The sequence below is a fragment of the Kitasatospora phosalacinea genome (assembly GCF_000717185.1).
Classification (GTDB): domain Bacteria; phylum Actinomycetota; class Actinomycetes; order Streptomycetales; family Streptomycetaceae; genus Kitasatospora; species Kitasatospora phosalacinea_A.
In genome coordinates this window covers 1-20208 of the sequence record NZ_JNYE01000004.1, presented here as the reverse complement: position 1 = coordinate 20208, position 20208 = coordinate 1, and the positions used below count along the sequence as shown (strand labels likewise).

Below are 20208 nucleotides of genomic sequence, written 5' to 3'. Positions count from 1 at the left end.
ACGACCGGCCGGGGGGGGGGGGGGGGGGAGGCAGAAGGCCCGGGGCGGTGGGGAAGTCCGCGCCCGGGCCGTGAGGAGCAGGGACCGCTCAGAACTTCAGGCCGCCGATCAGGCTGGCCAGGCTCGCGCCGCCCGCCTGGATGCTCGGGGCGATCGAGGAGCCCGCGACGTAGAAGCCGAACAGTGCGCACACCAGGGCGTGCGAAATCTTCAACCCGTCCCGGCGGAAGAAGAGGAAGGCGATGACGCCGAACAGGACGATGCCGGAGATGGAGAGAATCACGGGATTGCTCCTCACGAGGGGCGGGGACGGTGCAACGGGGGGTGTAACGGAAAGTGCCTCAATGGTGACAAGAAGTAATAGATGATGGGGTGCGGCAAACGGGTGGATCTCACCCGGACACCCGGATCGGCGGTACACGTCCCGTGGTTCGGCGACGCACGGGGCCAGTGGATCGCACCGGCGCAGTCAGGCGTCCCCGCGCCGGGCGCGGCCGCGCCCCGCGCACCCGGAATTCGCCCGAACGGCCCCGCCGCACCGCGCCGCGCCGTGCCGCCCGGCGCGGCACTAGCATTCGCGTGGCACGACCAGGACGAGCCGCGGCCCCGCACGGCCGCCCACCCGGAAGGCGGAACACCGACCCCATGACCGACCCCACCGCGCAGGACCACGCCGCCGCGCAGCCCGACGCCGAGGTCATCGCCCTGGCCGGCCGGCTCTTCGACGCCGCCCGCACCGGCGACGCCGCCCTGCTCGCCGCCTACCTCGACGCCGGGACGCCCGCGAACCTCACCAACGACCGCGGCGACACCCTGCTGATGCTCGCCGCCTACCACGGCCACGCCGCCGCCGTCACCGCCCTGCTGGAGCGCGGCGCCGACGCGGACCGGGCCAACGACCGCGGCCAGACCCCGCTGGCCGGGGCCGTCTTCAAGGGCGCCACCGAGGTCGTCGACGCGCTGCTCGCCCACGGCGCCGACCCGCTGGCCGGGGCGCCCTCCGCGCTGGACGCCGCCCGGATGTTCGGCAAGGACGACCTGGTCGCCCGCCTCACCCGCCCGTGAACCCGGGGTACGGGCCCGCACCCCGGCGGCGGGGAGCGGGCCCGTACCCTTGGGCGCCATGGAGATCCGCACCACCGGCTTCGGACACCCCGACGCCCAGCAACTCGCCGCCGACGTCCAGCAGGAGTACGTCCGCAGGTACGGCGACGGCGACCAGACCGCCATCAGCACCGACCACTTCGACCCGCCCGCCGGGCTGTTCGTGATCGGCTACCAGGACGGGCGGCCGGTGGCCTGCGGCGGGTGGCGCGCCAAGGAGCAGGACGCGGACGGGCTGCGCGACACCGACGCCGAGCTCAAGCGGATGTACGTCGTCCCCGGGGCCCGCGGCAAGGGCTACGCCCGCGCCGTGCTGCGCCACCTGGAGGCCAGCGCGGTCGCGGCCGGGCGCACCCGGCTGGTGCTGGAGACCGGCACCCTGCAGCCCGAGGCGATCGCGCTCTACGCCTCCGAGGGCTACGCCGAGATCCGCAAGTTCGGCTACTACAAGGACCACGAGCAGAGCGTCTGCATGGGCAAGGAACTCGCCGCCGTTCCCGCGGCGCAGCCCGCTGACGTGCGGTAGTGCTGTAACTTTCGCATCCGCGAGGCCAGTTGGAGCGGCCGCGGACCCGGTGCGCCGGGCCGCGGCCGCTGCGTCGTTTCGGGATCCCGCCGCAGGTCGGGGCGGGGGGCGTCGAAGAACAGTCGAACGGCCGCCGAAAATTTCGGCCCCGGGCGGGTGGGGGACCCCTTCCGGGCCTCCGTTGCCGGGCCCGCACGGCCCGCCGTACGGTCCGTGCACCCCCACCCACCCCGGAAGGACGAACCATGGCTGCACAGTTGCGCGCAGCACGCAGGCCCGGGCGCGCCCTCGCGGCGCTCGCCCTCGCCGCCGCCGGCGGACTGCTGGCCGCCGCCACCGTCGGCAGCGGCCCCGCCGGAGCCGCCGGCACCACCCTGCGCGACCTGGCCGAGGCCAAGGGCAGCTACTTCGGGACCGCCCTGACCCAGTCCAACCTGAACAGCTCCACCATCACCGCCATCGCGGGCACCCAGTTCGACATGGTCACCCCCGGCAACGAGATGAAGTGGGACACCACCGAACCCTCCGCCGGGAACTTCAACTTCGGCCCCGGCGACCAGATCGTCTCCTTCGCCAAGGCCCACAGCATGCGGGTGCGCGGCCACACCCTGGTCTGGCACAGCCAGCTGCCCAACTGGGTCAGCAGCCTGCCCACCGCCCAGGTGCAGGCCGCGATGGAGAAGCACGTCACCACCGAGGTCACCCACTACAAGGGCCAGGTCTACTCCTGGGACGTCGTCAACGAGCCGTTCAACGAGGACGGCACGCTGCGCACCGACGCCTTCACCAACGCCATGGGCTCCGGCTACATCGCCGACGCGCTGCGCACCGCGCACGCCGCCGACCCGAACGCCAAGCTCTACCTGAACGACTACAACATCGAGGGCCTCGGCGCGAAGAGCGACGCCATGTACGCGCTGGTGTCCTCGCTCAAGCAGCAGGGCGTCCCGATCGACGGCGTCGGCTTCGAGAGCCACTTCATCGTCGGCCAGGTCCCCAGCAGCCTGAAGGCCAACATGCAGCGCTTCACCGCGCTCGGCGTCGACGTGGCCATCACCGAGCTGGACGACCGGATGCCCGTCCCGGCCAGCGCCGCCAACCTCGCCCAGCAGGCCACCGACTACGCCTACGTGGTCAACTCCTGCCTCGCGGTGAGCGGTTGCGTGGGCGTCTCGCAGTGGGGCGTCGGCGACCCGGACTCCTGGATCCCGGACTTCTTCTCCGGCTACGGCGCGGCCACCATGTACGACAACAACTACCAGCCGAAGGCCGCGTACAACGCGGTGGTGACCGCGCTCGGCGGCAGCACCGCCTCGCCGTCCCCGTCGGTCTCCTCCTCGCCGTCGGCCTCGCCGTCCTCCTCGCCGTCCTCGTCCTCCTCGCCGTCCTCGTCCGCCTCGCCGTCGGTGCCGCCGACCGGCGCGGCCTGCAAGGTCACCACCCAGGTCAGCTCCTGGAACACCGGCCTGACCGAGAACGTGACGGTCACCAACACCGGCGGCAGCGCCGTGAACGGCTGGAAGCTGGCCTTCACGCTGCCCGGCGGGCAGAGCGTCACCAACGCCTGGAACGCGACCGTCAGCCCGGCCACCGGGCAGGTCACCGCGAGCAACCTGTCGTACAACGCGGCGATCCCGGCCGGGGGCTCCACCAGCTTCGGATTCCAGGCCAACCACACCGGCAACGCGGCCGCCGCGAGCGGCTTCACCCTCAACGGGGTGGCCTGCGCGGCAGGCTGAGCCGAGCCGACCGGTCCGGGGCGCTCCGCCCCGGACCGGTCGAACCAGGGCCGGACGGGAGCGGGGCCGTGTACGACGGGGGCGGCCCCCGGGACCGTCCGGGTCCGCGCCGGACACCTCGCGGGTGGCGTCCGGCGGCGCGGTGGGGGCGGTGCGGCGCCCCCGCCGCGCACTTCCGCGTTCCGGGGCCGGGCCCGCCCCGGGGCTGTGCCCGTCCGGCGAAAACGGCTGGCGGCGGGGGCGGCGGTGCGGCATCGTGGCGGACGATGACTGATCACGGTGAGGGTGCGGCGGCGGTGGCGCCGGTGGCGGCGGAGCTGGGCGAGGGGGAACTCGGCCGGATCGCGGGGCGGCTGGCGCAGGTCGGCGGGATCGTCGGGGTCTGCCTCGGCGGCAGCCGGGCGCGCGGGGCGCACCGGCCCGGCTCCGACTACGACCTCGGCCTGTACTACCGCACCGGCGAACTCGACACCGGCGCCCTGCGGGAGCTGGCCGCCGAACTGTGCGGGCGGCCCGTCGAGGTCACCGAGCCCGGCGGCTGGGGCCCCTGGGTGGACGGCGGCGCCTGGCTGGACGTCGGCCCGGTCCGGGTCGACTGGCTGTACCGGGACGTGCACCGGGTGCGCCGGTACGCCACCGAGGCCCGTGCTGGCCGTTACACCAGCGGCCAGCAGGCCGGGCACCCGTACGGCGTGCCCTCCTACGCGTACCTCGGCGAACTCGCGCTCGCCCGCGTACTGGCCGACCCCGCGGGGGAGTTGAGCACGCTGCGGGCCGAAGTCGCGGCGTTCCCGCCCGCGTTGGCGCGGACGCTGGAGGCGGACGCGGCCTGGGAGGTGCCGTTCGCACTGGCGAACGCCCGCAAGGGGGCCGCCCGGGGAGACGCCGGGTACGTCGCCGGGTGCCTGTTCCGGGCCGTCGGGCTGCTGGGGCACGTGCTGCACGCGCGGGCCGGGCAGTGGCTGGTCAACGAGAAGGGCGCGATCGCCTCGGCCGGGCGACTGCCGTGCGCACCACCGGAGTTCGAGCGGCGGGCGCAGCGGCTCTTCGCCCCCGGCGGCACCGGCCCGGCGGCCCTGAACGCCACCCTGGACGCGGCGGACGCGCTGGCCGCCGAGGTGCTGGCCGGAGCGGGGCGCGACTGAATGGGCGTCGAGATCGAGCTGTACGCCGAACGGCCGACCCGCCGCTCCCGGCCGCTGCGCGGCTCGTACGGGCACGGCGGTCCGCTGGCTTCCGTCCTGGCCCGACTGCCGCCCGGAGAAGGCCGGTTGGGGCGGATCGACCCCTATCGGGACACCCCGGTGAACGAGCAGGACGCGGGCGCGGCCCTCGCCGAACTGCCCGCCCTGGAAGCTCTCGCCGCCTCGCCGCAGCAGCAGGAAGCCGTCCGGGACCTGGGCCGGATGCTCGCCGACTGTGCGGCCACGCCCGGCAGTTGGCTGCTGTTCGTCGGAGACTGAGCTGCGGCGGACGAGGAAGGAACGGAGGGTTCCGGCATGAAAGTCGTCGAACTGGCCACGCCCCGGCTGCTGTTGCGCCAGTGGCGGGACGAGGACCTGGACCGGTGGGCGGAGTTGAACGCCGACCCGGAGGTGCGCCGCCACTTCGGGACGCTGCTCGACCGGCAGCAGGCGGCCGCCGCGCTGGAGGGCTTCCGGGCGGAGCTGGCGGAGCGCGGCTGGGGCTGGTGGGCGGTCGAACTCCGCTCGGAGCGGCGGTTCCTGGGCTTCGCCGGGCTCGACCCGGTCGACGAGGAGATGCCCTTCGACGGCGTCGAGGCGGGCTGGCGGCTGCACCGCGACGCCTGGGGGCACGGCTACGCCACCGAGGCCGGGCGGGCCGTACTCGACCACGGGTTCCGGGAGTTGGGGCTGCCGGAGATCCTGGCGGTGATCGCCGAGGCGAACGCGCCCTCGCGGGCGGTCGCGCGGCGGCTCGGCATGGTGCACGACCCGGCGGCGGACTTCCTCGACCCGCAGGTGCCGCCGGGGCCGGGGCAGCGCGCGGTGGTGTACCGGCTGCGGGGCTGAGCGTTCAGCCCGCCTTTGGCCGGAGCAGGTGGTGGGCGCGGCGCAGCAGGGCGGCGAAGCGGTCCGGGTCGGTGAGGCTGAGCAGGTGGCCGCCGCGGGTGTGGAAGAGCCGGGCGGGGGTGCCCGCGGTGCGGACGGCGGCCAGGAAGCGGCGCTCGTCGGCGCGGAACGGCAGGTCGGAGCGGCCGTTCAGGAAGAGCACGGGGGTGGTCAGCCGGGCGGCCAGGGCGAGGAAGTCGTGGCGGCGCAGCTCGGCGACGCCCTGGGTGAGCGCGGGCAGGTGGAAGCCCCCGGCGAGCACCGCCTCGGCGGACTCCGGCGGCAGCATCCGGCGCATCGCCCGGGCCTGCAGCCGGGCCGCCCGTTCCGGCCCCAGCCGGTCGTTCAGCCGCCCGGCGGCGGCGTAGACGGCGGGCACCGGGCCGCTGGTGCGGGCGGTGCAGCCGTGCAGCAGCAGCGCGGCGACGTCCTCGGGGTGGCGGGCGGTGTGGGCGAGCGAGACGTACCCGCCGAGGGAGAGGCCGACCAGCAGCGGCCGCCGCCCGGTCGCCCCGCGGGCCTCCCGGACGGCCCGGTGGACGGCGGCGACGGCCGCGTCCAGGGTGAACGGGTGCTCGGCGAGGGCGCCGTGGCAGGGCAGGTCGGGGGCGCTGACCCGGAAGTCGGGGGCGAGGCGGCGGGCGTGCGGGCGCCACATCGTGGCGGACAGCCGGATGCCGTGCACCAGGACCAGCGGGGGAGCGGTGTCCGGGCCGGACACCGTGAGCCCCGGTGCGACCCGACGTTCCGTCACGCGCTCCTCTCCGGGTGTCCGTCGGTGGGGGCGGCCGCCGACATGTGCTCCTGGACGAGGCCCAACACGTCGGCTGCGCGCCCGAGTCGGTCGGACGGCGTGGCGCCGAAGACCTCGGCGAGCAGGCCGCAGCGGGCCGCCCGGACCCGGGCCAGCACCAGGCGGCCCTCCTCGGTGATCGCGATCACGCCGGAGCGGCCGTCGGACGGGTCGGTGCGGCGGACGACCAGCGCGTCGGCGCGCAGGCGGCGCAACTGCAGCGAGGCCGTCGAGACGTCGACGCGCAGGCACTCGGCGATGTCCGACACCCGCATCGGGCCCGCCGCCGCGAAGTGCTCCAGCAGCCGCAGCGCGCTGGACGGCAGGTCGTACCCGGCGAGGCGGGCCACCTCGGCGCGGACGTGCCTGCTCTCGCTCCACCGGACCAGCGCGGACAGCGCGGTCTCCAGCCGCGCCAACTCCGGGGCGGGGGTGGGCGGTGGGGCGGGGGTCGCGGTCATCCGCCCAGCGTACCGGGCCGGGCGGCGGGCACCTGGCGGCCGGACAACTCGCGTACCGGCCGGGGGAGTTGCCCGGCCCGACGGGCAGATGCTTTGATGGCTCAAACCATTTGGGGTCGCGGAGGGGAACCATGGCCACGGCAGTGATCACCGGCGGCACGGACGGCATCGGCCGCGCCCTCGCCACCACCTACCTGGAACGCGGGCACCACGTCCTGGTGGTCGGCACCGACCCGGCCAAGGGCGCGGCGTTCCGCGCCGACGCCCACCGGCGCGGCGCCGGGGAGCGCGCCCGCTTCCTGGCCGCCGACCTCAGCCTGGTCGCCGAGAACCGCCGCCTGCTCGACCACGTCGCCGCGCACCACCCGGCCGTGGACCTCCTCGTCCTCGGCGCCCGCTACCACCGCTCCACCCGGGCCGAGACCGCCGACGGCCTGGAGAGCAACTTCGCCCTCTTCTACCTCAGCCGCCACCTGCTCTCGCACGGCCTGCTGCCCCAACTCCGGCGCGCCGAAAGCCCCGTGGTCCTCAACTTCGGTGCCGCCGGCCTGGGCGGCCCCGTCCGCTGGGACGACCTCCAGCTGCGCCGCGACTACCCCGGCACCGGCGCCCTCGGCCACGCCGGGGCCCTCTGCGACCTGCTCGCCACCCACCTCGCCCACCAGCACCCCGACGTCCCCCAGGTCGTCAACCACCCCGGCGTCACCGCCACCGGCTTCGCGGGCGAGTACGACCCCGCCACCGCCGCCCACGTCCACCGGCTGCGCACCCGCGCCAAACCCGCCACCGAGGCCGTCGCCCAGATCCTCCCCCACCTCGACGCACCCCCGGCCCCCCTCACCGCCGTCCACGAGGGCCGCCGCGTCCCCACCGACACCCCCGCCTTCGACCCCGCCGCCGCGAGGCGCCTGCACGCCACCACCGAACGGCTGCTCGCGGCGCTGTGAACCCCGGCCGCGGCCGCCCGGGCCGCCCGGGCCGTCCGGGTCAGGTCCGGGCGTAGACGGACTGCTCCACGTCCTCGCCGATGACGGTGCAGTGGTGCTCGCCGCGGCAGATCGCGGCCGTCAGGCCGGACCGCTCGATGTCGAACACGTGCAGCGGCATGCCGTGGTCCCGGGCGAGGACGAACGCGGACCGGTCCATCACCCGCAGGTCGTCGTCCAGGACGTCCTGGTGGGTCAGCCGGTCGTAGCGGCGCGCGCCGGGGTCGGTGCGCGGGTCGTCGTCGTACACCCCGTCGACGCCGTGCTCGGCGCCCAGCAGCGCGTCGGCGCCCATCTCGACGGCGCGCTGCACGCTCGGGTAGTCGGTGGTCAGGAAGGGCCGACCGGTGCCGCAGGCCAGGATCAGCAGCGCCCCACCTGCGAATGCACAGGTGGGGCGCTGGTGCGTGCGGGGCGGTCAGAGGAGGGTCGACCAGTAGTACCAGAAGCGGTTCAGGATCAGCAGGGCGATCACCAGGCAGGCGGCGGCCGGGACGAGCCACTGGAAGCGGAGGGCGGCGAGGCGGCGCAGGAGGGGCGGGGCGGGGAGGGTGCCGGTGCGGAGGTTGTGGACGGTGGTGTACCAGGTGGCGGTGATGACCACGGCCCAGACGGCCATGCAGTAGGGGCAGAGGGCGCCGATCTCGTAGAGGGCCTGGTCGATCAGCCAGGCGACGAAGCCGAGGCCGAGCAGGGTGCCCGCCTGGAGGGAGAGCCAGAACCAGCGGCGGTGGGCGGCGCCCGCGACCAGGCCCGCGCCGATGGCGGCGAGGGCGCCGAACGCGGCCAGGCCGATCAGGGGGTTGGGGAAGCCGAAGGCCTCGGCCTGGGCGGTGCGCATGATCGAGCCGCAGCTGATGACCGGGTTGATGTTGCAGCTGGGCCGGTACGCCGGGTCCTCCAGCAGCTTGAGCTTGTCGAGGGTGAGGACGGCGGAGGCGGCCAGGCCGATCAGGCCGGTGACCAGCAGCAGCCAGGAGTAGCCGCGGGTGGCGGGGACGGGGGTGCGGGCGGTGGTGGTGGGGGTGGTCACCGGGTCACCCGCCGATGGTCTGCCGGACCAGGGCGGTGAACTGCTCGCCGGTGAGCGGCTTGCCGTCCTGCCCGATCACGGAGAGCCGCTTGCCGTCCAGCTCGACCGTCGGGGTGCCGGAGACGCCGCTCTTGTTGAACGCGGTGGAGACCTTCGCGGCCCAGCCCTTGTAGGTGCCCTCGGTGACGGCCTTGGTGAAGGCCTCGGTCTTCAGGCCGGGCACCTGGCCGGCCAGGTCGAGCAGGTGGTTGACGTCGCCGAAGCCGTCCTCGGTCTCGGCGGGCTGGTTGGCGTACAGGACGTCGTGGAAGGCCTTGAACTTGTCGACGCCCTCGTTCAGCGCCGCGCCCGCCGCGGCCAGCGCGGCCTTGGAGCCGGTGCCGCCCAGGTTGTCGTCCAGGAACGTGGCCAGGTGGTACTCGATCTTGTAGTCGCCCTGGTCGGCGAGCTGCTGGACGCTCTTCCCGGCGGAGGTCTCGAAGGCCTGGCAGACCGGGCAGCGGAAGTCCTCGTACACGGACAGGGTGTGCGGGGCGTCGGCCCTGCCGTACACGACGACGGTGCTGTCGGTGGCGGAGGCGTGGGCGGGCGCGACGGCGGAAGCGGAGGAGCCGTCGTCCTTCGCGCCGGTGGAGACCGCGAGGGCGGTGCCGCCCGCGACCACGGCCACGGCGGCGGCGATCGACACGCCGACGGTCAGGCCGCGGCGGCGCCGGGCGGTCCGGGCCTCGGCCTGCCGGGCCTGATCGATGCGCTCGCGGGCGGTGCTGCGGGGGGCGGGGTGCTGGTTCTTCGGGGTGCTGGTCATGGTGTCCGTCGTCTCCTCGGCACCTCGCGGCGGCGCCCGGCGCGGCCCGTACGAGGACGGGGGCGGGGCGGGGCGCGGCACGGCGGGGTGCTGGTTCGGGAAGGGGAGGGGCGCGCGCGGGCGCCCGGGACGGAACGCGTCCGGGTGACGGTCCGTCAGCTGGCGAAGGCCGGCTGCGGGGGACCGCGACGCGGAGCGGGGGAGCGGAGGAGCGCCTGCGGACGGCGCGGTGCGGGCTCGGCGCCCGGGGACGGCAGCAGCGCGGCCGGGCAGCCCGGGCGGGCGGCCAGCAGCAGGGCGCGCCACGGGGCGGGCAGCAGGCGGGCCAGGGCGGTCAGCGCCTCGGCGACACCGGCGACCGCCGCGTCCGCGAGCCGCAGCCAGGCCGCGGCGGCCAGTGCCAGCGCCAGGTGCACGGCCAGCACGAGCAGGCGCACCAGGCCCGCCGAGCCGTGCGTCCACTGCGCGAACAGCTCCGAGCCGCTCACCGAGTCGCCGCCGCAGACCAGCAGGTCCACGCCCCGGGCGGGCCGCGCACAGGCGTCCTGGCCGAGGTTGAACGCGGTGTTCAGCAGCAGTTCCACCGGCACCAGCACGGAGGACAGCAGCAGGAAGCGGCGGCGCGCCCCGTCGAGGAGCACCGCCAGCAGGAAGACCGCGACGCTCGCCGCCGCGACCAGGACGAGCGGCAGGGCGCGCCCGGTGATCGCCACCTGACCGAACGCGGCCAGCGGCACGGCGAGCGCGGTGAACACCGCGCCCCGCAGGGCCTTGGTCGCGTGGATGCCGGTCATGGTGTTGGAGTATGGCACGCCGAAGGTCCCGGGGACGAGGGTCCAACCGTCCCCGCCGCGACCGCCCGATCCGTGAATAAGCCCTGCATAAAGGGGGTGTGGGGCGGGTGGGACACGGGTGACGCGGGGCCCGGCGCCCGGCGGCCGCGGCGTATTCCGCCGGGCTGCCGGGGCGCGCTGAGACATCTCTCACCCGCGGCGGCGGTCGTGGCGGCAGTCACGGCGATGGGCGCGGCGGCGGTGGGAGGCAGCCGGGGGCAGCGGTGGGAGGGGCGGCGGACGGTGTTCCGGTCGCGGCGCGGTTCTCGGCGGCCCGGCCCGGACGGTCGGGGTGCGCCCGAACGGGAGGCTGACGTGGTGCGATCGTCCGACCCGGCGGCCGTCGGGAGCGCCCCGGGCGCGGGTGCGCAGCGCGAGCAGCGGGGGTGGGTTCGCGTGGTGGTCGGCGCCGTCCTGCTCGACACCCGCGCCACCGCCGCCGCCGACCACCTCGCGGGCTGCCGCGTTCTTCGCCGTCGGCCCGGTCGTCACCCTCCTGCGCCACCGCCCCGGCCCGCCTCGTGCCGCACGGCAGCGAGGAGCCCGCCGACCACCCGCGACCGGTGGCCGGCGGCCGACCACCCGCGACCGGCGACCGGTGTGGCACCATGGCGCGGTGACCGAGGGGGAAGCACCGCACGCCGACCTGCTGCGCGGGATCGCGGCCAACCCCGCTGCCGGGACGGCCGTGCTGCGCAGACTGCTCGTTCCCGCCGGGCGGCCCGCCTGGCCCGGGTTCGGGCTGCGGCCGCTGCCCGCGGACTTCGTCGACCTGGCGCTCGACAGCGCCGAACGGCGCGTGCGCAGCGGGGTGGCGGGCAACCCCTGGCTGGCGGACGCGCACTGCCTGCGGCTGGCCCGTGACCCGGTGGACCTGGTGGCGCTCCAGGCGGTGGCCGGCCGGAGAGTCCGGCTGCGCCCGCGGCCGCTGCCCGACGAGGCGGTCGAGCTGGTGCTGCTCGGCACCTTCCCACGGGAGACGGAACTGCTCACCCGCGACGAGATCCTCAGCGAGGTGCACACGATGGGCGTGCTCCCGAACGCCTTCCGCCGCCGGATGGCCGACCACCCCGAACCCGAACTGCGGCGCCAGGTCTGCCCGTACATCAACGCACTGCCACCGGCGCAGCGGGCCGCGCTGCTCGCCGACCCCGACCCGGGCGTCCGGGCCGCGGCCGAACGCGCCGTCGGCCCGAGGCACTTGACGCCCCAGGAGTGGGAGGAGCAGGCCACTTCGGAGCGGGCGCGGTACTACTTCTACCAGGTCAGCGTCCTGCCGCCCGAGGTGCTCGCCGACGCGCTCGCCGAGCGCGACCTCCTCCCGGCGCTCGCCCGCAACCCGCACCTGCCGCCGGAGGCCGTGCGCACCCTCGCCGCGGACGTCGACCCAGGCGTCCGCGCGGTGACCGCCCGACACCCTCTGCTCACCCCCGAGTTGATGGCGCAGCTCGCGGCCGACCCCGACCCCGGGGTGCGCCACCGGCTGGCCGGGCACCCCGCCCTCACCCCCGACCTGATCGGCCTCCTCGCCGCGGACCCCGACCCGGTGGTCGCCGCCCGGGCCGCCGCCGACCCCGCCCCGCGCGACCCCGCCCGCGGACGGGTGCTGGACGAGACCACGCCCCGGGAGAGCCCGCACGGGTACCGGCGGATCGACTTCGGGACCGTCGACGAACCCCTCGACGCCCCCGCGGTCGAGTGGTACCAGGCCTGCGCCGCCTCGCCGTTGCCGCTGCTGCGCCGGGCCGCCGCGACCTGCCCCCACCTGGACGGACCGGCGGTCCGCCGACTCGCCGCGGACGAGGACGAGCAGGTGCGCGACCTGCTCGCCCTGCACCACCTCGGCGCGCCGCCCGCGCTGCTGCTGGACGCCTACCTCCGCCACCTCGGGGAGCGGGAGCGCCTGCGGCTGCGCCCCGCCTTCCCGCGGGCCGGGCTGCCCGTCGGGCTCGCCCGCCACGCCGACCACCAGGTGCGCGAACTGGCCGCCGCGGACCCGGAGTTCGACGGCGACCCGGAGGTGCTGCTGGCCGACCCGCACCGCACCGTCCGGCTGGCCGCCGCCGCGAACCCGCGGCTCGGGCCGGAGCGGGCCGCCGAACTGCTCGCCGACCCGGACCTGCGCGAAGGGGCTGCCGCCAACCCGCAGTTGGGCGAGGAGCGGCTGCACGCACTGCTGGACGAGGTGCTGGGGGAGTAGCGCCGGGGCTCCCGAGCTGCCGACCGGTGTGCGCGGGGTGCGCGGGGTGCGCCCCGCGGGCTCCCGGTGGGGCGGCGGGACGGGCGAAGGTTGCCTGACGCGGCACTAGGGTGGTCGGTGTCCGTACAGTGCAGCCCCGCACGGCAGGAGAGCGCCTTGGCCACGGCCGCGACCAGTGTCCTTCCCGAACTCGACGCCGAGGCGTTCGCCCGTTGGCGGGCCGGGGGCGGAAAGGTGGTCGAACTGATGGCCGCCGCGCGGGAGTTGGGGCCGGTTGCCGGGTTCAGGCTGGGGGAGCGGAAGGTCGTCCTGGTCACCGGGGCGGCCCAGGTGCAGCAGGTGCTGGCCAAGCAGCCGGACGAGTACGTCAAGCGCGGGCACCGGGTCAAGCCGCTGCTCGGGAGCGGGCTGCTGTGCGCCGCGGGCGAGCCGTGGCGGCGTCAACGCAAGCTGCTGCAGCCGCAGTTCACCGGCCGCGGGATCCGGGCGTACGAGCCGCAGATCCGCGCCGGGGTGGCGGCCGCCGCCGCGCGCTGGCGGGAGGCGGCGCGCAGCGGGGAGGCCCGGGAGATCGACGCCGACCTGCGGTACTTCTCGCTGGACGTGATCTGGCGCTCGCTCACCGCGCACCCGCTCGACCCGGAGACCCACCGGCGGCTGGCCGCCGCCAGCGAGGGCTTCGCCGCGATCCCCGCGTTCGCGCCCGCCACCGGTGACGCCGTCGTCGACTTCACCGAGGCCAACGAGCACGTCGACCGGGTCGCCGAGCACGCCATCGCCCTGGCCGGGGAGGCCGAGGAGCCCGGACTGGTGCAGGTCCTGCTCCGGGCGGCCGCCGAACTGCCCGACTACACCGAGCGGTTGGTGCGCGACGAGCTGATGACGCTGGTGGTGGCCGGGTACGAGACCACCGCCACCGCGCTCAGCTGGCTGTTCCTGCTGCTCGACGCCCACCCCGAGCAGCGGGCTTGGGCCCTGGCCGCCGGACCCGCCGGGTCCGCCGAGCGGACGGCCGCGATCCGGGCCCTGGTCGACGAGACGCTGCGGCTGTACCCCGTCGCCTGGCTGATGCCCCGCTACGCGGCCGAGGACGGGGTGCTGGACGGCTTCCCGATCGAGGCCGGGACGACCGTGCTGCTCTCCCCCCACCTGACCCACCGCGACCCGCAACTGTGGCCGGAGCCGGAGGAGTTCCGCCCGCAGCGCTTCCTGGACGCCGAGCGGCGGCCCGCCCCCGGCGCGTACTTCCCGTTCGGCCTCGGGCCGCGGGCCTGCCTGGGGGCGCAGTTCGCGGTCCGCGAGATGGTGCTGCTGCTGGAGGAACTGCTGCCCGCCTACCGGGTGGAGATCACCGAGGCACCCGCGGAGACCGCGTACCGGCTCACCGTGCACCCCGACGGGCCGGTCCGGGCCCGGCTGCACGCCGAAGGGGGGCAAGGGGAGTAGGGAGTAGGGGGAGGACGGGGAAAACGGTTTGTCAGGCGGGCTGACCAACTGTCAGGATCGGCGGCCGTGGAAGAGACGACGCACGAGCCGACCCGCCCCGCCCGCCCCATCGCCCTGGTCACCGGCGTCGGCCGGACGGTCGGCATCGGCGCGGGCATCGTCGAGCGGCTCGCCGCCTCGGGGTGGGACATCGCGTACAGCTACTGGACGCCGTACGACACCCGGATGACCTGGGGCGTCGAGGACGGGGCGGTGGAGGCCGTCGGCGCGCTGATCGGCGCGCACGGGGCGCGGCACCTCGCGGTGCCCGCCGACCTGGCCGACCCGGCCGCCCCCGGGCAGCTGTTCGACCGGGTCGAGGCCGGGCTGGGCCCCGTCACCGCGCTGGTGATGAGCCACGCGGAGTCCGTCGACTCCGGGCTGCTCGAGACCACGGTGGAGAGCTTCGACCGGCACTTCGCGGTCAACGCCCGGGCGAGCTGGCTGCTGATCCGCGAGTTCGGCCTGCGCTTCACCGGCGAGTTCGGCACCGGCCGGATCGTCGCCCTGACCAGCGACCACACCGTCGGCAACCTCCCCTACGGGGCCAGCAAGGGCGCCCTCGACCGGATCACCCGCGCGGCCGCCCGCGAACTCGCCCACCTCGGCGTGACCGCCAACGCGGTCGACCCCGGCCCGACCGACACCGGCTGGATGAGCGAGTCCCACCGGGCCGACATGGTGGCGTACACCCCGCTGGGCCGGCTCGGCACCCCGCGGGACGCCGCCCACCTGGTCGACTTCCTCTGCTCGCCGCAGGGCCAGTGGGTCAACGGCCAACTCCTGCAGAGCAGCGGCGGGTTGAAGTAGCCAGACCAGAAGGAGGCCGGGCTTCAGGCGGGTTGCTCGGTCACGGTGCGCAACTCGCTCGTGCGGGCGGCCAGTTGCTCGGCGGTCAGCTCGCCGGTCCGGTCGAACAGGACGCCCATGGTGTTGCCGTCCGCCCAGGCGCAGGCGGCGTACTCCTCCCCGGGCCCGCCGAGCGTCGCGCAGGCGAGCGCGCCGTTCAGCGGGCCGGGCGGGTAGGTCCGCATCCCGTCGACCGGGGTGCCGTCGCGCAGCGAACCGCCGTCGGGCGAGTAGCCGCCGAGCAGTTCGGTCGCGGCCCGGGAGGCGTCCGGGACCGAGCCCCGGCTCTCCATCGCCACGGCCACCAGCTCGCTCTCCCACAGACCGGTGGCGCCCGGCTGCCCGTACCCCTGCACCTGGACCTTCCACGGGACGTAGTGCCTGGCGTCCTGCCGCTCGTAGGAGGCCCGGAGGGTGGCCAGGTCCTGGGCCTCGGCGACCCGGGGCAGGCCCGCGAACTCGGAGGGCAGCGCGACCTCGTGCCGTACCGTGCCGGAGTCCACCGACCGGATCGCCAGGTACCCCGCCAGCAGCGCGGCCAGGCAGCCCGCCGCGACGCCAACCTGTACGCGCGTCAGCCGCCGGTACCAGGGCGGCACCGGCTGCGGCTGCCCGCCCGCCGCCCAGATCGACCGCAGGCTGTCGAGCGACTCCGGTCTCTTCCCGTCCTGCTCGGTGCTCGGCACGGTGCCCCCTCGCGTATCGGAATGCGATCTTCCGGTTGATGTCCGCGAGCACCCTACCGCCGCCCCGGCCGGGGCCGTCGCCGACCCCGGTGCCCACGAACCGTCGCAGGCCGCAGCGGGCGGGGAGGCTTCCGGGTGCGGATTCGGGTGCGGATTCGGGCGCGGGACCGGACGTGGCCGTCCGGAACGGCCCGATTCTTCGGTGCGCGACGGCGAGTTCGCCGCCGAGGCGCTCGTGCAGGGCCGCGCTCGGGTGGTTGAGGCCGGTGATCTCGACGGTCTTGCCGCGCCGGGCGTACTTGGCGCGGACGGTGTGGAGGGCGGCCACCGAGGAGGCGTCCCGGACGTGGGCGGCGGACAGGTCGACGGCCACCGTCACCGCGGTGACGGCCAGCTCACCGGCCGGGAGGCGGCGCAGGGGTGCGGGGGCGACCGAGTGCCAGTCGAAGGTGTCGAAGGGGACCGTCACCACGACGGCGACCAGCGCGGCCATCGGGATGTGCGACACCACGGGGCCCGAAGACCAGGCGGAGCAGCAGGAACGCGCCCGGCAGCAGCGGGTGCACCGCCCACGGGACATGCGTCAGCTCCAGCAGCCAGGCCAGGGAGGCCGGGTGGCCGAGGCCGTGCTCCCGGTTCGACGGCCCGGTCACCAGCGCCACCGCGCCCGTCGCCGCCGAGATGGTCACGGCCATCGGCGCCGACGCGAACAGCCCGATCTTCGGACCGGAGCACCAGGCGGGCAGGCGGGCAGGCGGACGGAGCGGGGTGCGGACGGGGGAGAATGGAGGAAGGACCCGAACCCTACCCTGACGTGAGGGTAGGGTTTGCCCGGCGAGCGGAGGAAGGCGCAGCGTGGACGAGGACAGGAACCGGGCCGAGGACGCAAGCGGCAGCGGAAACGGGAGCGGCAGCGGGGGCAAGGGCGGGCACATGCAGATCGGCGAGGTCGCCGCCCGTACCGAACTCTCCCTGCGCACCATCCGCCACTACGAGGAGACCGGTCTGGTCGTCCCCTCCGCCCGCTCCCGCGGCGGCTTCCGCCTCTACACCGAACGCGACGTCGCCCGCCTGATGGTGGTCCGCCGGATGAAACCGCTCGGCTTCACCCTCGACCAGATGCGCGAACTCCTCGACGCCACCGACCGCCTGGACGCCGACGGCCCCTACGACGACCCCGGCGACGGGACCACCGGCGGACGCCCCGCCCTGCTCGCCCTCGTCCGCGGCTACGAACGCTCCGCCGCCGAACAGGTGGACCGCCTGCGCGTCCAACTCGCCCGCGCCGAGGAGTTCGCGCACGACCTGCGGACCCGTCTGGACGCGCAGGCCGGGCTCGCCGGAGGCTGAGGGCGCGGGACGGTTCGGCGCGCCAGGAACCAGCCGGCCAGGAACCAGCCGGCCAGGAACCAGCCGGTCAGGGGGCAGACGGTCAGGAGTGGGTGTGGCGCCATTCGGTGACGACCGTCTCGACGTCCACCGGGGACAGGCCCAGCGGCGGGCCCTCGACCGGGCGGCGCAGGGCGGCCTCGATGCGGGCGTTGGCGTCGGCGAGGCGGCTGCGCAGCAGGGGCTCGGTGGGGGCCAGCCGGGCGGTGTCCAGCGCCTCCCGGAGTTCGGCCCGCAGGGCGAGGGACGGCGGCAGGTAGGAGAGGCCCTCGCGTTCCATCTTCTCCCGGATCCACCACATCTCGTGGTACGGCTGGTCCTCGTTGGCCAGCGGCTTGCCCGTCCCCGGCAGGTCGTCGAACGCGCCGCGCTCGGCGGCCTCGCGGATCTGCCGGTCGACCCAGCTCTCGAAGGTCACGCCGGGGGGCTTGCGTTCCGTCATGCGGTGGTCCTCCCGTACCAGCAGGGGCGCCCAGCAGAAGGCTCGTCCCCCCGATCCTACGGGAGCCCCCGCCCGCCCGGGGGCCGGGGACGGGGAGCGCGGAGGGAAAGGGGCGCAGCCGCGGAGGACGAGGGGCGCGCCCGGTTCCCCGCGCCCGGGCTGGAAGCTGGTGGGGTGGGGTGGGGTGGGGCGGGGCGGGGCGGAGGATCAGGCGGTGTCGAACCGTCCGGCGGTGGTGGCGGTGACGAAGGCGGCCCAGGCGGCGGGGGCGAACTCCAGGACGGGGCCGCCCGGGACCTTGATGTCGCCGTCCTCGACCCGGGACAGCGTGCTCGGGGAGAAGCGGACCTCCCCGGCGAGCCGGGCCGGGGCCCAGCCCCGGTCGGTGCGGAGCCGTCGCGTCTCGGCGCCGTAGAAGTGCCGGGCGCTCCGGTGCGGGGCCACCTCGCGTTCCTGCCAGCCCACGGCCGCCCCTTCCCCTGCCGGTGCGCGATGTTGCGCGACGTTGTGCGCGGCGGCGCCGCTCAGCCCGCACGTTGCGGCTTCGGTTCCCAACGTGTCGGCGCTTCTCGGCCCCGCAGCGGGAAAGGCCCGCGCTACTTGAGCAGCCGGAAGCCGGGGTGCCCGGCCCAGGCCCGCAAGAACTCCGCCGTGCCCAGCACCGTCCACCCGTCGTCCGTGATCCCCAGCACTCCCGGGAGGTCGGCGACGACCGACGCCTGCCCGTCCAGCAGCTCGGCCTTGGCCACACCGCCGATGACGTCCATGACGGCGGCGGTCAGCAGTGCTGTCGCCACGTGGTCGGTCCCGCCGTTGCAGCAGGCGCTGACGTTGACGGCATGGGTCGGCCTGAAGCCGAGGACGGCCTCCACCTCGGGCTCGGCCTCGTGCTCGGCCGTGAAGACGTCCTCGTCACCGATGCCAGGCCCCATCAGGTAGACGAGGAAAGGCCGATGCCGGTCCTCGCGCTGCGGATCGAATCCCACCAGGGCCGCGAGTCCGTCATCCACGGCGGTACCGCCGAGGAGGGGGAGCGGAAACGGCTCTCGCCGGTCCTCCTCCCGGCCGTCCACGACACCCAGTCGCTCGGCGGGCACGTTGACGTCGAAGAACCCGGGGCGCTCCTCCACGAAGCGGGAGGCGAGCCCCAGCATCAAGGCGCGGAACTCCTGCAGTGCAGGCGGGGGGACGGGCTCCGCCAAATCGATCACCAGCGTCGGACCGGACATGCCGGAAGCCTAGTGTTTCGACCCGCTCCGCCACCGCTCGATTCTTCCGCACCGACTCCGTGCGGTCCGAGCGTTGCCGTCGCGCCCCGCCCCCGCTGGGTGCGGGGCAGGGCGCGGGCAGGGGCCGGGGCCCGGGGCTCAGGGGTGGGCGGGGAGGTGGGGGAGGGCGAGGGCGGCGGCGCCGATGAGGCCGGCGTCGGTGCCGAGGCGGGCGGGGTGGAGGGTGAGGTGGCGGGTGAAGGCGAGGGTGGCGTAGTCGGCGAGGTGGCGGGCGAGCGGGTCGAACAGGACGCGGCCGGCCTTGGCGACGCCGCCGCCGACGACGGCCGCGTCGAGTTCGACCAGGGTGGCGGTGGCGGCGATGCCCGCGGCCAGGGCGCGGGCGGCGGCGTCGAAGGCGGCGAGGGCGAGCGGGTCGCCCTCGTGGGCGGCGCGGGCGACGGCGCCCGCGGTGGTGTCGCCGTCGGGGCCGGGGCGCCAGCCGAGTTCGGCGGCGGTGCGGGCGATGGCGGTGCCGGAGGCGAGGCCTTCGAGGCAGCCGCGTGAGCCGCAGGGGCAGGGGCGGCCGTTGTAGTCGACGGTGATGTGGCCGAGGTGCCCGGCGTTGCCGGTGGTGCCGGGGTGCAGGGCGCCGTCGAGGACGAGTCCGGCGCCGACGCCGGTGGAGACGACCAGGCACAGGGCGTTGCGGTAGGGGCGGGCGGCGCCCTGCCAGTGCTCGGCGGCGGTCATCGCGACGGCGTCGCCGCCGAGGGTGATCGGCAGGTGGGCGGCGGCGGGGTGCTGTGCGGTCTCGTCGCGCAGCGGGAAGTCGCGCCAGCCGGGGATGTTGACCGGGCTGACGGTGCCGCGGGCGGTGTCGACGGGCCCGGCGCTGCCGATGCCGAGGGCCTGGACGTGCGGCCAGTGGGGATGGCGGGCGAGGTCGTCGAGGACGTGGTCGACGGCGGTCATCAGCTCGTGCCGGTCGCCGGTGGCGGGGGTGGGCACCTGGAGCTGGTGGTGCAGGGTGCCGTCGGTGCCGACCAGCCCTCCGGCGATCTTGGTGCCGCCGATGTCGAGGGCCGCGATCAGCGGCCCGGGGGCGGGGGCGCCGTCCGGCGTGGACCCGTGGGGTCCGGCTGCGACGGCGGTACCGGCCATGTCGTAACTCATTGTGACGTCTCCGCGGGTGTGGCAGGGGAGCGCCACGGTGCTGGGCAGGGCGCTGCCGGGTCGTACCCGGTGATTCTGACTCGCTCTGACAACGTTGTCCAGCGATTCCCGGTCGCGGTCCGATAACGAACCTGATCGGCCATCTCGTTAAGCAAAGTTTTAGTAAACCGAGCCTTGTTCGGCAACAAAACTCGTGGATATCAATGTTGACCGCTCTATGGACATGGCCGGGATGTGACGTCTACGTTAAGCAGCCAAGCAGCCTGGAAGGTCGGTCACGCCCTGTCGGCTGTCGCTTCCCCCGTGTCACACGAACGATCAGCGTGAAGGATGAGCGAGATGCGCAGAGGATGGCTGGCCGTCGGGGCCGCTTCCATGGTGGTGCTCACTGCCTGTAGCAGCAGTGGTGGCGGCGGGA

The 20208-nt window shown here is 75.3% G+C and carries 23 protein-coding genes and 1 pseudogene; 11 read left to right on the top strand and 13 right to left on the bottom strand.

Going from position 1 to position 20208, the window contains the following annotated elements:
* Nucleotides 1-88 precede the first annotated feature (88 nt).
* Nucleotides 89-283 (bottom strand): hypothetical protein, encoded by a 195-nt coding sequence (locus tag OO57_RS02745; RefSeq protein WP_014134294.1) that lies wholly within the window; start codon nucleotides 281-283, stop codon nucleotides 89-91.
* Between the two features lie 362 nt (nucleotides 284-645).
* On the opposite strand from OO57_RS02745, the gene OO57_RS02740 reads away from it, so the two are divergent.
* The 6 genes from OO57_RS02740 to OO57_RS02715 all read left to right on the top strand — a co-directional run bounded on the left by OO57_RS02740 (nucleotide 646) and on the right by OO57_RS02715 (nucleotide 5402).
* The gene (locus tag OO57_RS02740) at nucleotides 646-1065 is read left to right on the top strand and encodes an ankyrin repeat domain-containing protein (protein ID WP_051776428.1); all 420 of its coding nucleotides are present in this window, start codon (nucleotides 646-648) and stop codon (nucleotides 1063-1065) included.
* Nucleotides 1066-1123: 58 nt separating this feature from the next.
* Nucleotides 1124-1630: a GNAT family N-acetyltransferase gene (locus OO57_RS02735; protein WP_033250621.1), complete on the top strand. Its 507-nt coding sequence runs from the start codon at nucleotides 1124-1126 to the stop codon at nucleotides 1628-1630.
* Between the two features lie 245 nt (nucleotides 1631-1875).
* A complete protein-coding gene (locus OO57_RS02730; RefSeq protein ID WP_033250620.1) occupies nucleotides 1876-3369 on the top strand; it encodes an endo-1,4-beta-xylanase in 1494 nt (497 codons plus the stop codon).
* 266 nt (nucleotides 3370-3635) lie between these two features.
* Nucleotides 3636-4514 (top strand): nucleotidyltransferase domain-containing protein, encoded by an 879-nt coding sequence (locus OO57_RS02725; RefSeq protein ID WP_106973882.1) that lies wholly within the window; start codon nucleotides 3636-3638, stop codon nucleotides 4512-4514.
* Entirely contained in the window at nucleotides 4515-4832 is a 318-nt protein-coding gene (locus tag OO57_RS02720; protein ID WP_033250619.1) for a hypothetical protein, read from the top strand. It begins immediately after the preceding gene.
* 36 nt (nucleotides 4833-4868) lie between these two features.
* Entirely contained in the window at nucleotides 4869-5402 is a 534-nt protein-coding gene (locus OO57_RS02715) for a GNAT family N-acetyltransferase (protein ID WP_033250618.1), read from the top strand.
* 4 nt (nucleotides 5403-5406) lie between these two features.
* Here OO57_RS02715 and OO57_RS02710 read toward each other — a convergent pair whose 3' ends face one another.
* Nucleotides 5407-6195 carry an alpha/beta fold hydrolase gene (locus OO57_RS02710; protein ID WP_063737479.1) on the bottom strand — a complete coding sequence of 263 codons (789 nt, stop codon included), beginning with the start codon at nucleotides 6193-6195 and terminating at the stop codon, nucleotides 5407-5409.
* A complete protein-coding gene (locus tag OO57_RS02705) occupies nucleotides 6192-6695 on the bottom strand; it encodes a MarR family winged helix-turn-helix transcriptional regulator (RefSeq protein WP_051776426.1) in 504 nt (167 codons plus the stop codon). The genes OO57_RS02710 and OO57_RS02705 overlap by 4 nt, the downstream gene beginning before the upstream one ends.
* Before the next feature lie 131 nt (nucleotides 6696-6826).
* Between OO57_RS02705 and OO57_RS02700 the strand changes: the two genes are divergently transcribed.
* On the top strand, nucleotides 6827-7642 hold the full coding sequence (locus OO57_RS02700; protein ID WP_033250617.1) for an SDR family NAD(P)-dependent oxidoreductase: 816 nt from the start codon (nucleotides 6827-6829) through the stop codon (nucleotides 7640-7642).
* 40 nt (nucleotides 7643-7682) lie between these two features.
* Here the strand turns inward: OO57_RS02700 and OO57_RS42145 are convergent, their stop codons facing one another.
* The 4 genes from OO57_RS42145 to OO57_RS02680 form a co-directional block, all read right to left on the bottom strand.
* Nucleotides 7683-8015 (bottom strand): hypothetical protein, encoded by a 333-nt coding sequence (locus OO57_RS42145; protein WP_267884945.1) that lies wholly within the window; start codon nucleotides 8013-8015, stop codon nucleotides 7683-7685.
* A gap of 84 nt (nucleotides 8016-8099) precedes the next feature.
* Nucleotides 8100-8714: a vitamin K epoxide reductase family protein gene (locus tag OO57_RS02690; RefSeq protein ID WP_033250616.1), complete on the bottom strand. Its 615-nt coding sequence runs from the start codon at nucleotides 8712-8714 to the stop codon at nucleotides 8100-8102.
* Between the two features lie 4 nt (nucleotides 8715-8718).
* Nucleotides 8719-9522, bottom strand: a complete 804-nt coding sequence (locus tag OO57_RS02685; RefSeq protein WP_033250615.1) for a DsbA family protein — start codon at nucleotides 9520-9522, stop codon at nucleotides 8719-8721.
* Between the two features lie 155 nt (nucleotides 9523-9677).
* On the bottom strand, nucleotides 9678-10316 hold the full coding sequence (locus OO57_RS02680) for a hypothetical protein (protein WP_033250614.1): 639 nt from the start codon (nucleotides 10314-10316) through the stop codon (nucleotides 9678-9680).
* A 655-nt stretch (nucleotides 10317-10971) separates the two neighbouring features.
* Between OO57_RS02680 and OO57_RS39065 the strand changes: the two genes are divergently transcribed.
* From OO57_RS39065 to OO57_RS02665, 3 genes are all read left to right on the top strand, one after another.
* Nucleotides 10972-12555: a hypothetical protein gene (locus OO57_RS39065; RefSeq protein WP_033250613.1), complete on the top strand. Its 1584-nt coding sequence runs from the start codon at nucleotides 10972-10974 to the stop codon at nucleotides 12553-12555.
* 156 nt (nucleotides 12556-12711) lie between these two features.
* Complete coding sequence (locus OO57_RS02670; RefSeq protein WP_033250612.1) at nucleotides 12712-14001, top strand: cytochrome P450; 1290 nt, start codon at nucleotides 12712-12714, stop codon at nucleotides 13999-14001.
* Nucleotides 14002-14049: 48 nt separating this feature from the next.
* Nucleotides 14050-14850: an SDR family oxidoreductase gene (locus OO57_RS02665; protein WP_081973416.1), complete on the top strand. Its 801-nt coding sequence runs from the start codon at nucleotides 14050-14052 to the stop codon at nucleotides 14848-14850.
* Nucleotides 14851-14873: 23 nt separating this feature from the next.
* Here the strand turns inward: OO57_RS02665 and OO57_RS02660 are convergent, their stop codons facing one another.
* Together OO57_RS02660 and OO57_RS45075 are read right to left on the bottom strand one after the other, a co-directional pair.
* Entirely contained in the window at nucleotides 14874-15575 is a 702-nt protein-coding gene (locus OO57_RS02660; protein ID WP_033250610.1) for a hypothetical protein, read from the bottom strand.
* Nucleotides 15576-15777: 202 nt separating this feature from the next.
* Nucleotides 15778-16129 (bottom strand): annotated as a pseudogene (locus OO57_RS45075) (sodium-independent anion transporter); the annotation flags it as partial.
* Between the two features lie 379 nt (nucleotides 16130-16508).
* On the opposite strand from OO57_RS45075, the gene OO57_RS02650 reads away from it, so the two are divergent.
* Nucleotides 16509-16925, top strand: coding sequence for a MerR family transcriptional regulator (locus tag OO57_RS02650; protein WP_033250697.1), 417 nt, complete (start codon nucleotides 16509-16511; stop codon nucleotides 16923-16925).
* Between the two features lie 82 nt (nucleotides 16926-17007).
* On the opposite strand, the gene OO57_RS02645 is transcribed toward OO57_RS02650, so the two are convergent.
* The 4 genes from OO57_RS02645 to OO57_RS02630 all read right to left on the bottom strand — a co-directional run bounded on the left by OO57_RS02645 (nucleotide 17008) and on the right by OO57_RS02630 (nucleotide 19790).
* The gene (locus OO57_RS02645) at nucleotides 17008-17406 is read right to left on the bottom strand and encodes a DUF1992 domain-containing protein (RefSeq protein WP_033250608.1); all 399 of its coding nucleotides are present in this window, start codon (nucleotides 17404-17406) and stop codon (nucleotides 17008-17010) included.
* 207 nt (nucleotides 17407-17613) lie between these two features.
* Nucleotides 17614-17871, bottom strand: coding sequence for a helix-turn-helix domain-containing protein (locus OO57_RS43500; protein WP_033250607.1), 258 nt, complete (start codon nucleotides 17869-17871; stop codon nucleotides 17614-17616).
* Between the two features lie 131 nt (nucleotides 17872-18002).
* Complete coding sequence (locus OO57_RS43495) at nucleotides 18003-18635, bottom strand: DUF6368 family protein (RefSeq protein ID WP_033250606.1); 633 nt, start codon at nucleotides 18633-18635, stop codon at nucleotides 18003-18005.
* Between the two features lie 138 nt (nucleotides 18636-18773).
* The gene (locus tag OO57_RS02630) at nucleotides 18774-19790 is read right to left on the bottom strand and encodes an ROK family protein (protein ID WP_234337192.1); all 1017 of its coding nucleotides are present in this window, start codon (nucleotides 19788-19790) and stop codon (nucleotides 18774-18776) included.
* Nucleotides 19791-20208: the final 418 nt, after the last annotated feature.

Coding starts and splice junctions, on each gene's coding strand:
- OO57_RS02740 (WP_051776428.1), top strand. CDS start 646: ATGACCGACCCCACCGCGCAGGACCACGCCGCCGCGCAGCCCGACGCC.
- OO57_RS02735 (WP_033250621.1), top strand. CDS start 1,124: ATGGAGATCCGCACCACCGGCTTCGGACACCCCGACGCCCAGCAACTC.
- OO57_RS02730 (WP_033250620.1), top strand. CDS start 1,876: ATGGCTGCACAGTTGCGCGCAGCACGCAGGCCCGGGCGCGCCCTCGCG.
- OO57_RS02725 (WP_106973882.1), top strand. CDS start 3,636: ATGACTGATCACGGTGAGGGTGCGGCGGCGGTGGCGCCGGTGGCGGCG.
- OO57_RS02720 (WP_033250619.1), top strand. CDS start 4,515: ATGGGCGTCGAGATCGAGCTGTACGCCGAACGGCCGACCCGCCGCTCC.
- OO57_RS02715 (WP_033250618.1), top strand. CDS start 4,869: ATGAAAGTCGTCGAACTGGCCACGCCCCGGCTGCTGTTGCGCCAGTGG.
- OO57_RS02705 (WP_051776426.1), bottom strand. CDS start 6,695: ATGACCGCGACCCCCGCCCCACCGCCCACCCCCGCCCCGGAGTTGGCG.
- OO57_RS02700 (WP_033250617.1), top strand. CDS start 6,827: ATGGCCACGGCAGTGATCACCGGCGGCACGGACGGCATCGGCCGCGCC.
- OO57_RS02685 (WP_033250615.1), bottom strand. CDS start 9,522: ATGACCAGCACCCCGAAGAACCAGCACCCCGCCCCCCGCAGCACCGCC.
- OO57_RS02680 (WP_033250614.1), bottom strand. CDS start 10,316: ATGACCGGCATCCACGCGACCAAGGCCCTGCGGGGCGCGGTGTTCACC.
- OO57_RS02650 (WP_033250697.1), top strand. CDS start 16,509: ATGCAGATCGGCGAGGTCGCCGCCCGTACCGAACTCTCCCTGCGCACC.
- OO57_RS02645 (WP_033250608.1), bottom strand. CDS start 17,406: ATGACGGAACGCAAGCCCCCCGGCGTGACCTTCGAGAGCTGGGTCGAC.
- OO57_RS43495 (WP_033250606.1), bottom strand. CDS start 18,635: ATGTCCGGTCCGACGCTGGTGATCGATTTGGCGGAGCCCGTCCCCCCG.
- OO57_RS02630 (WP_234337192.1), bottom strand. CDS start 19,790: ATGAGTTACGACATGGCCGGTACCGCCGTCGCAGCCGGACCCCACGGG.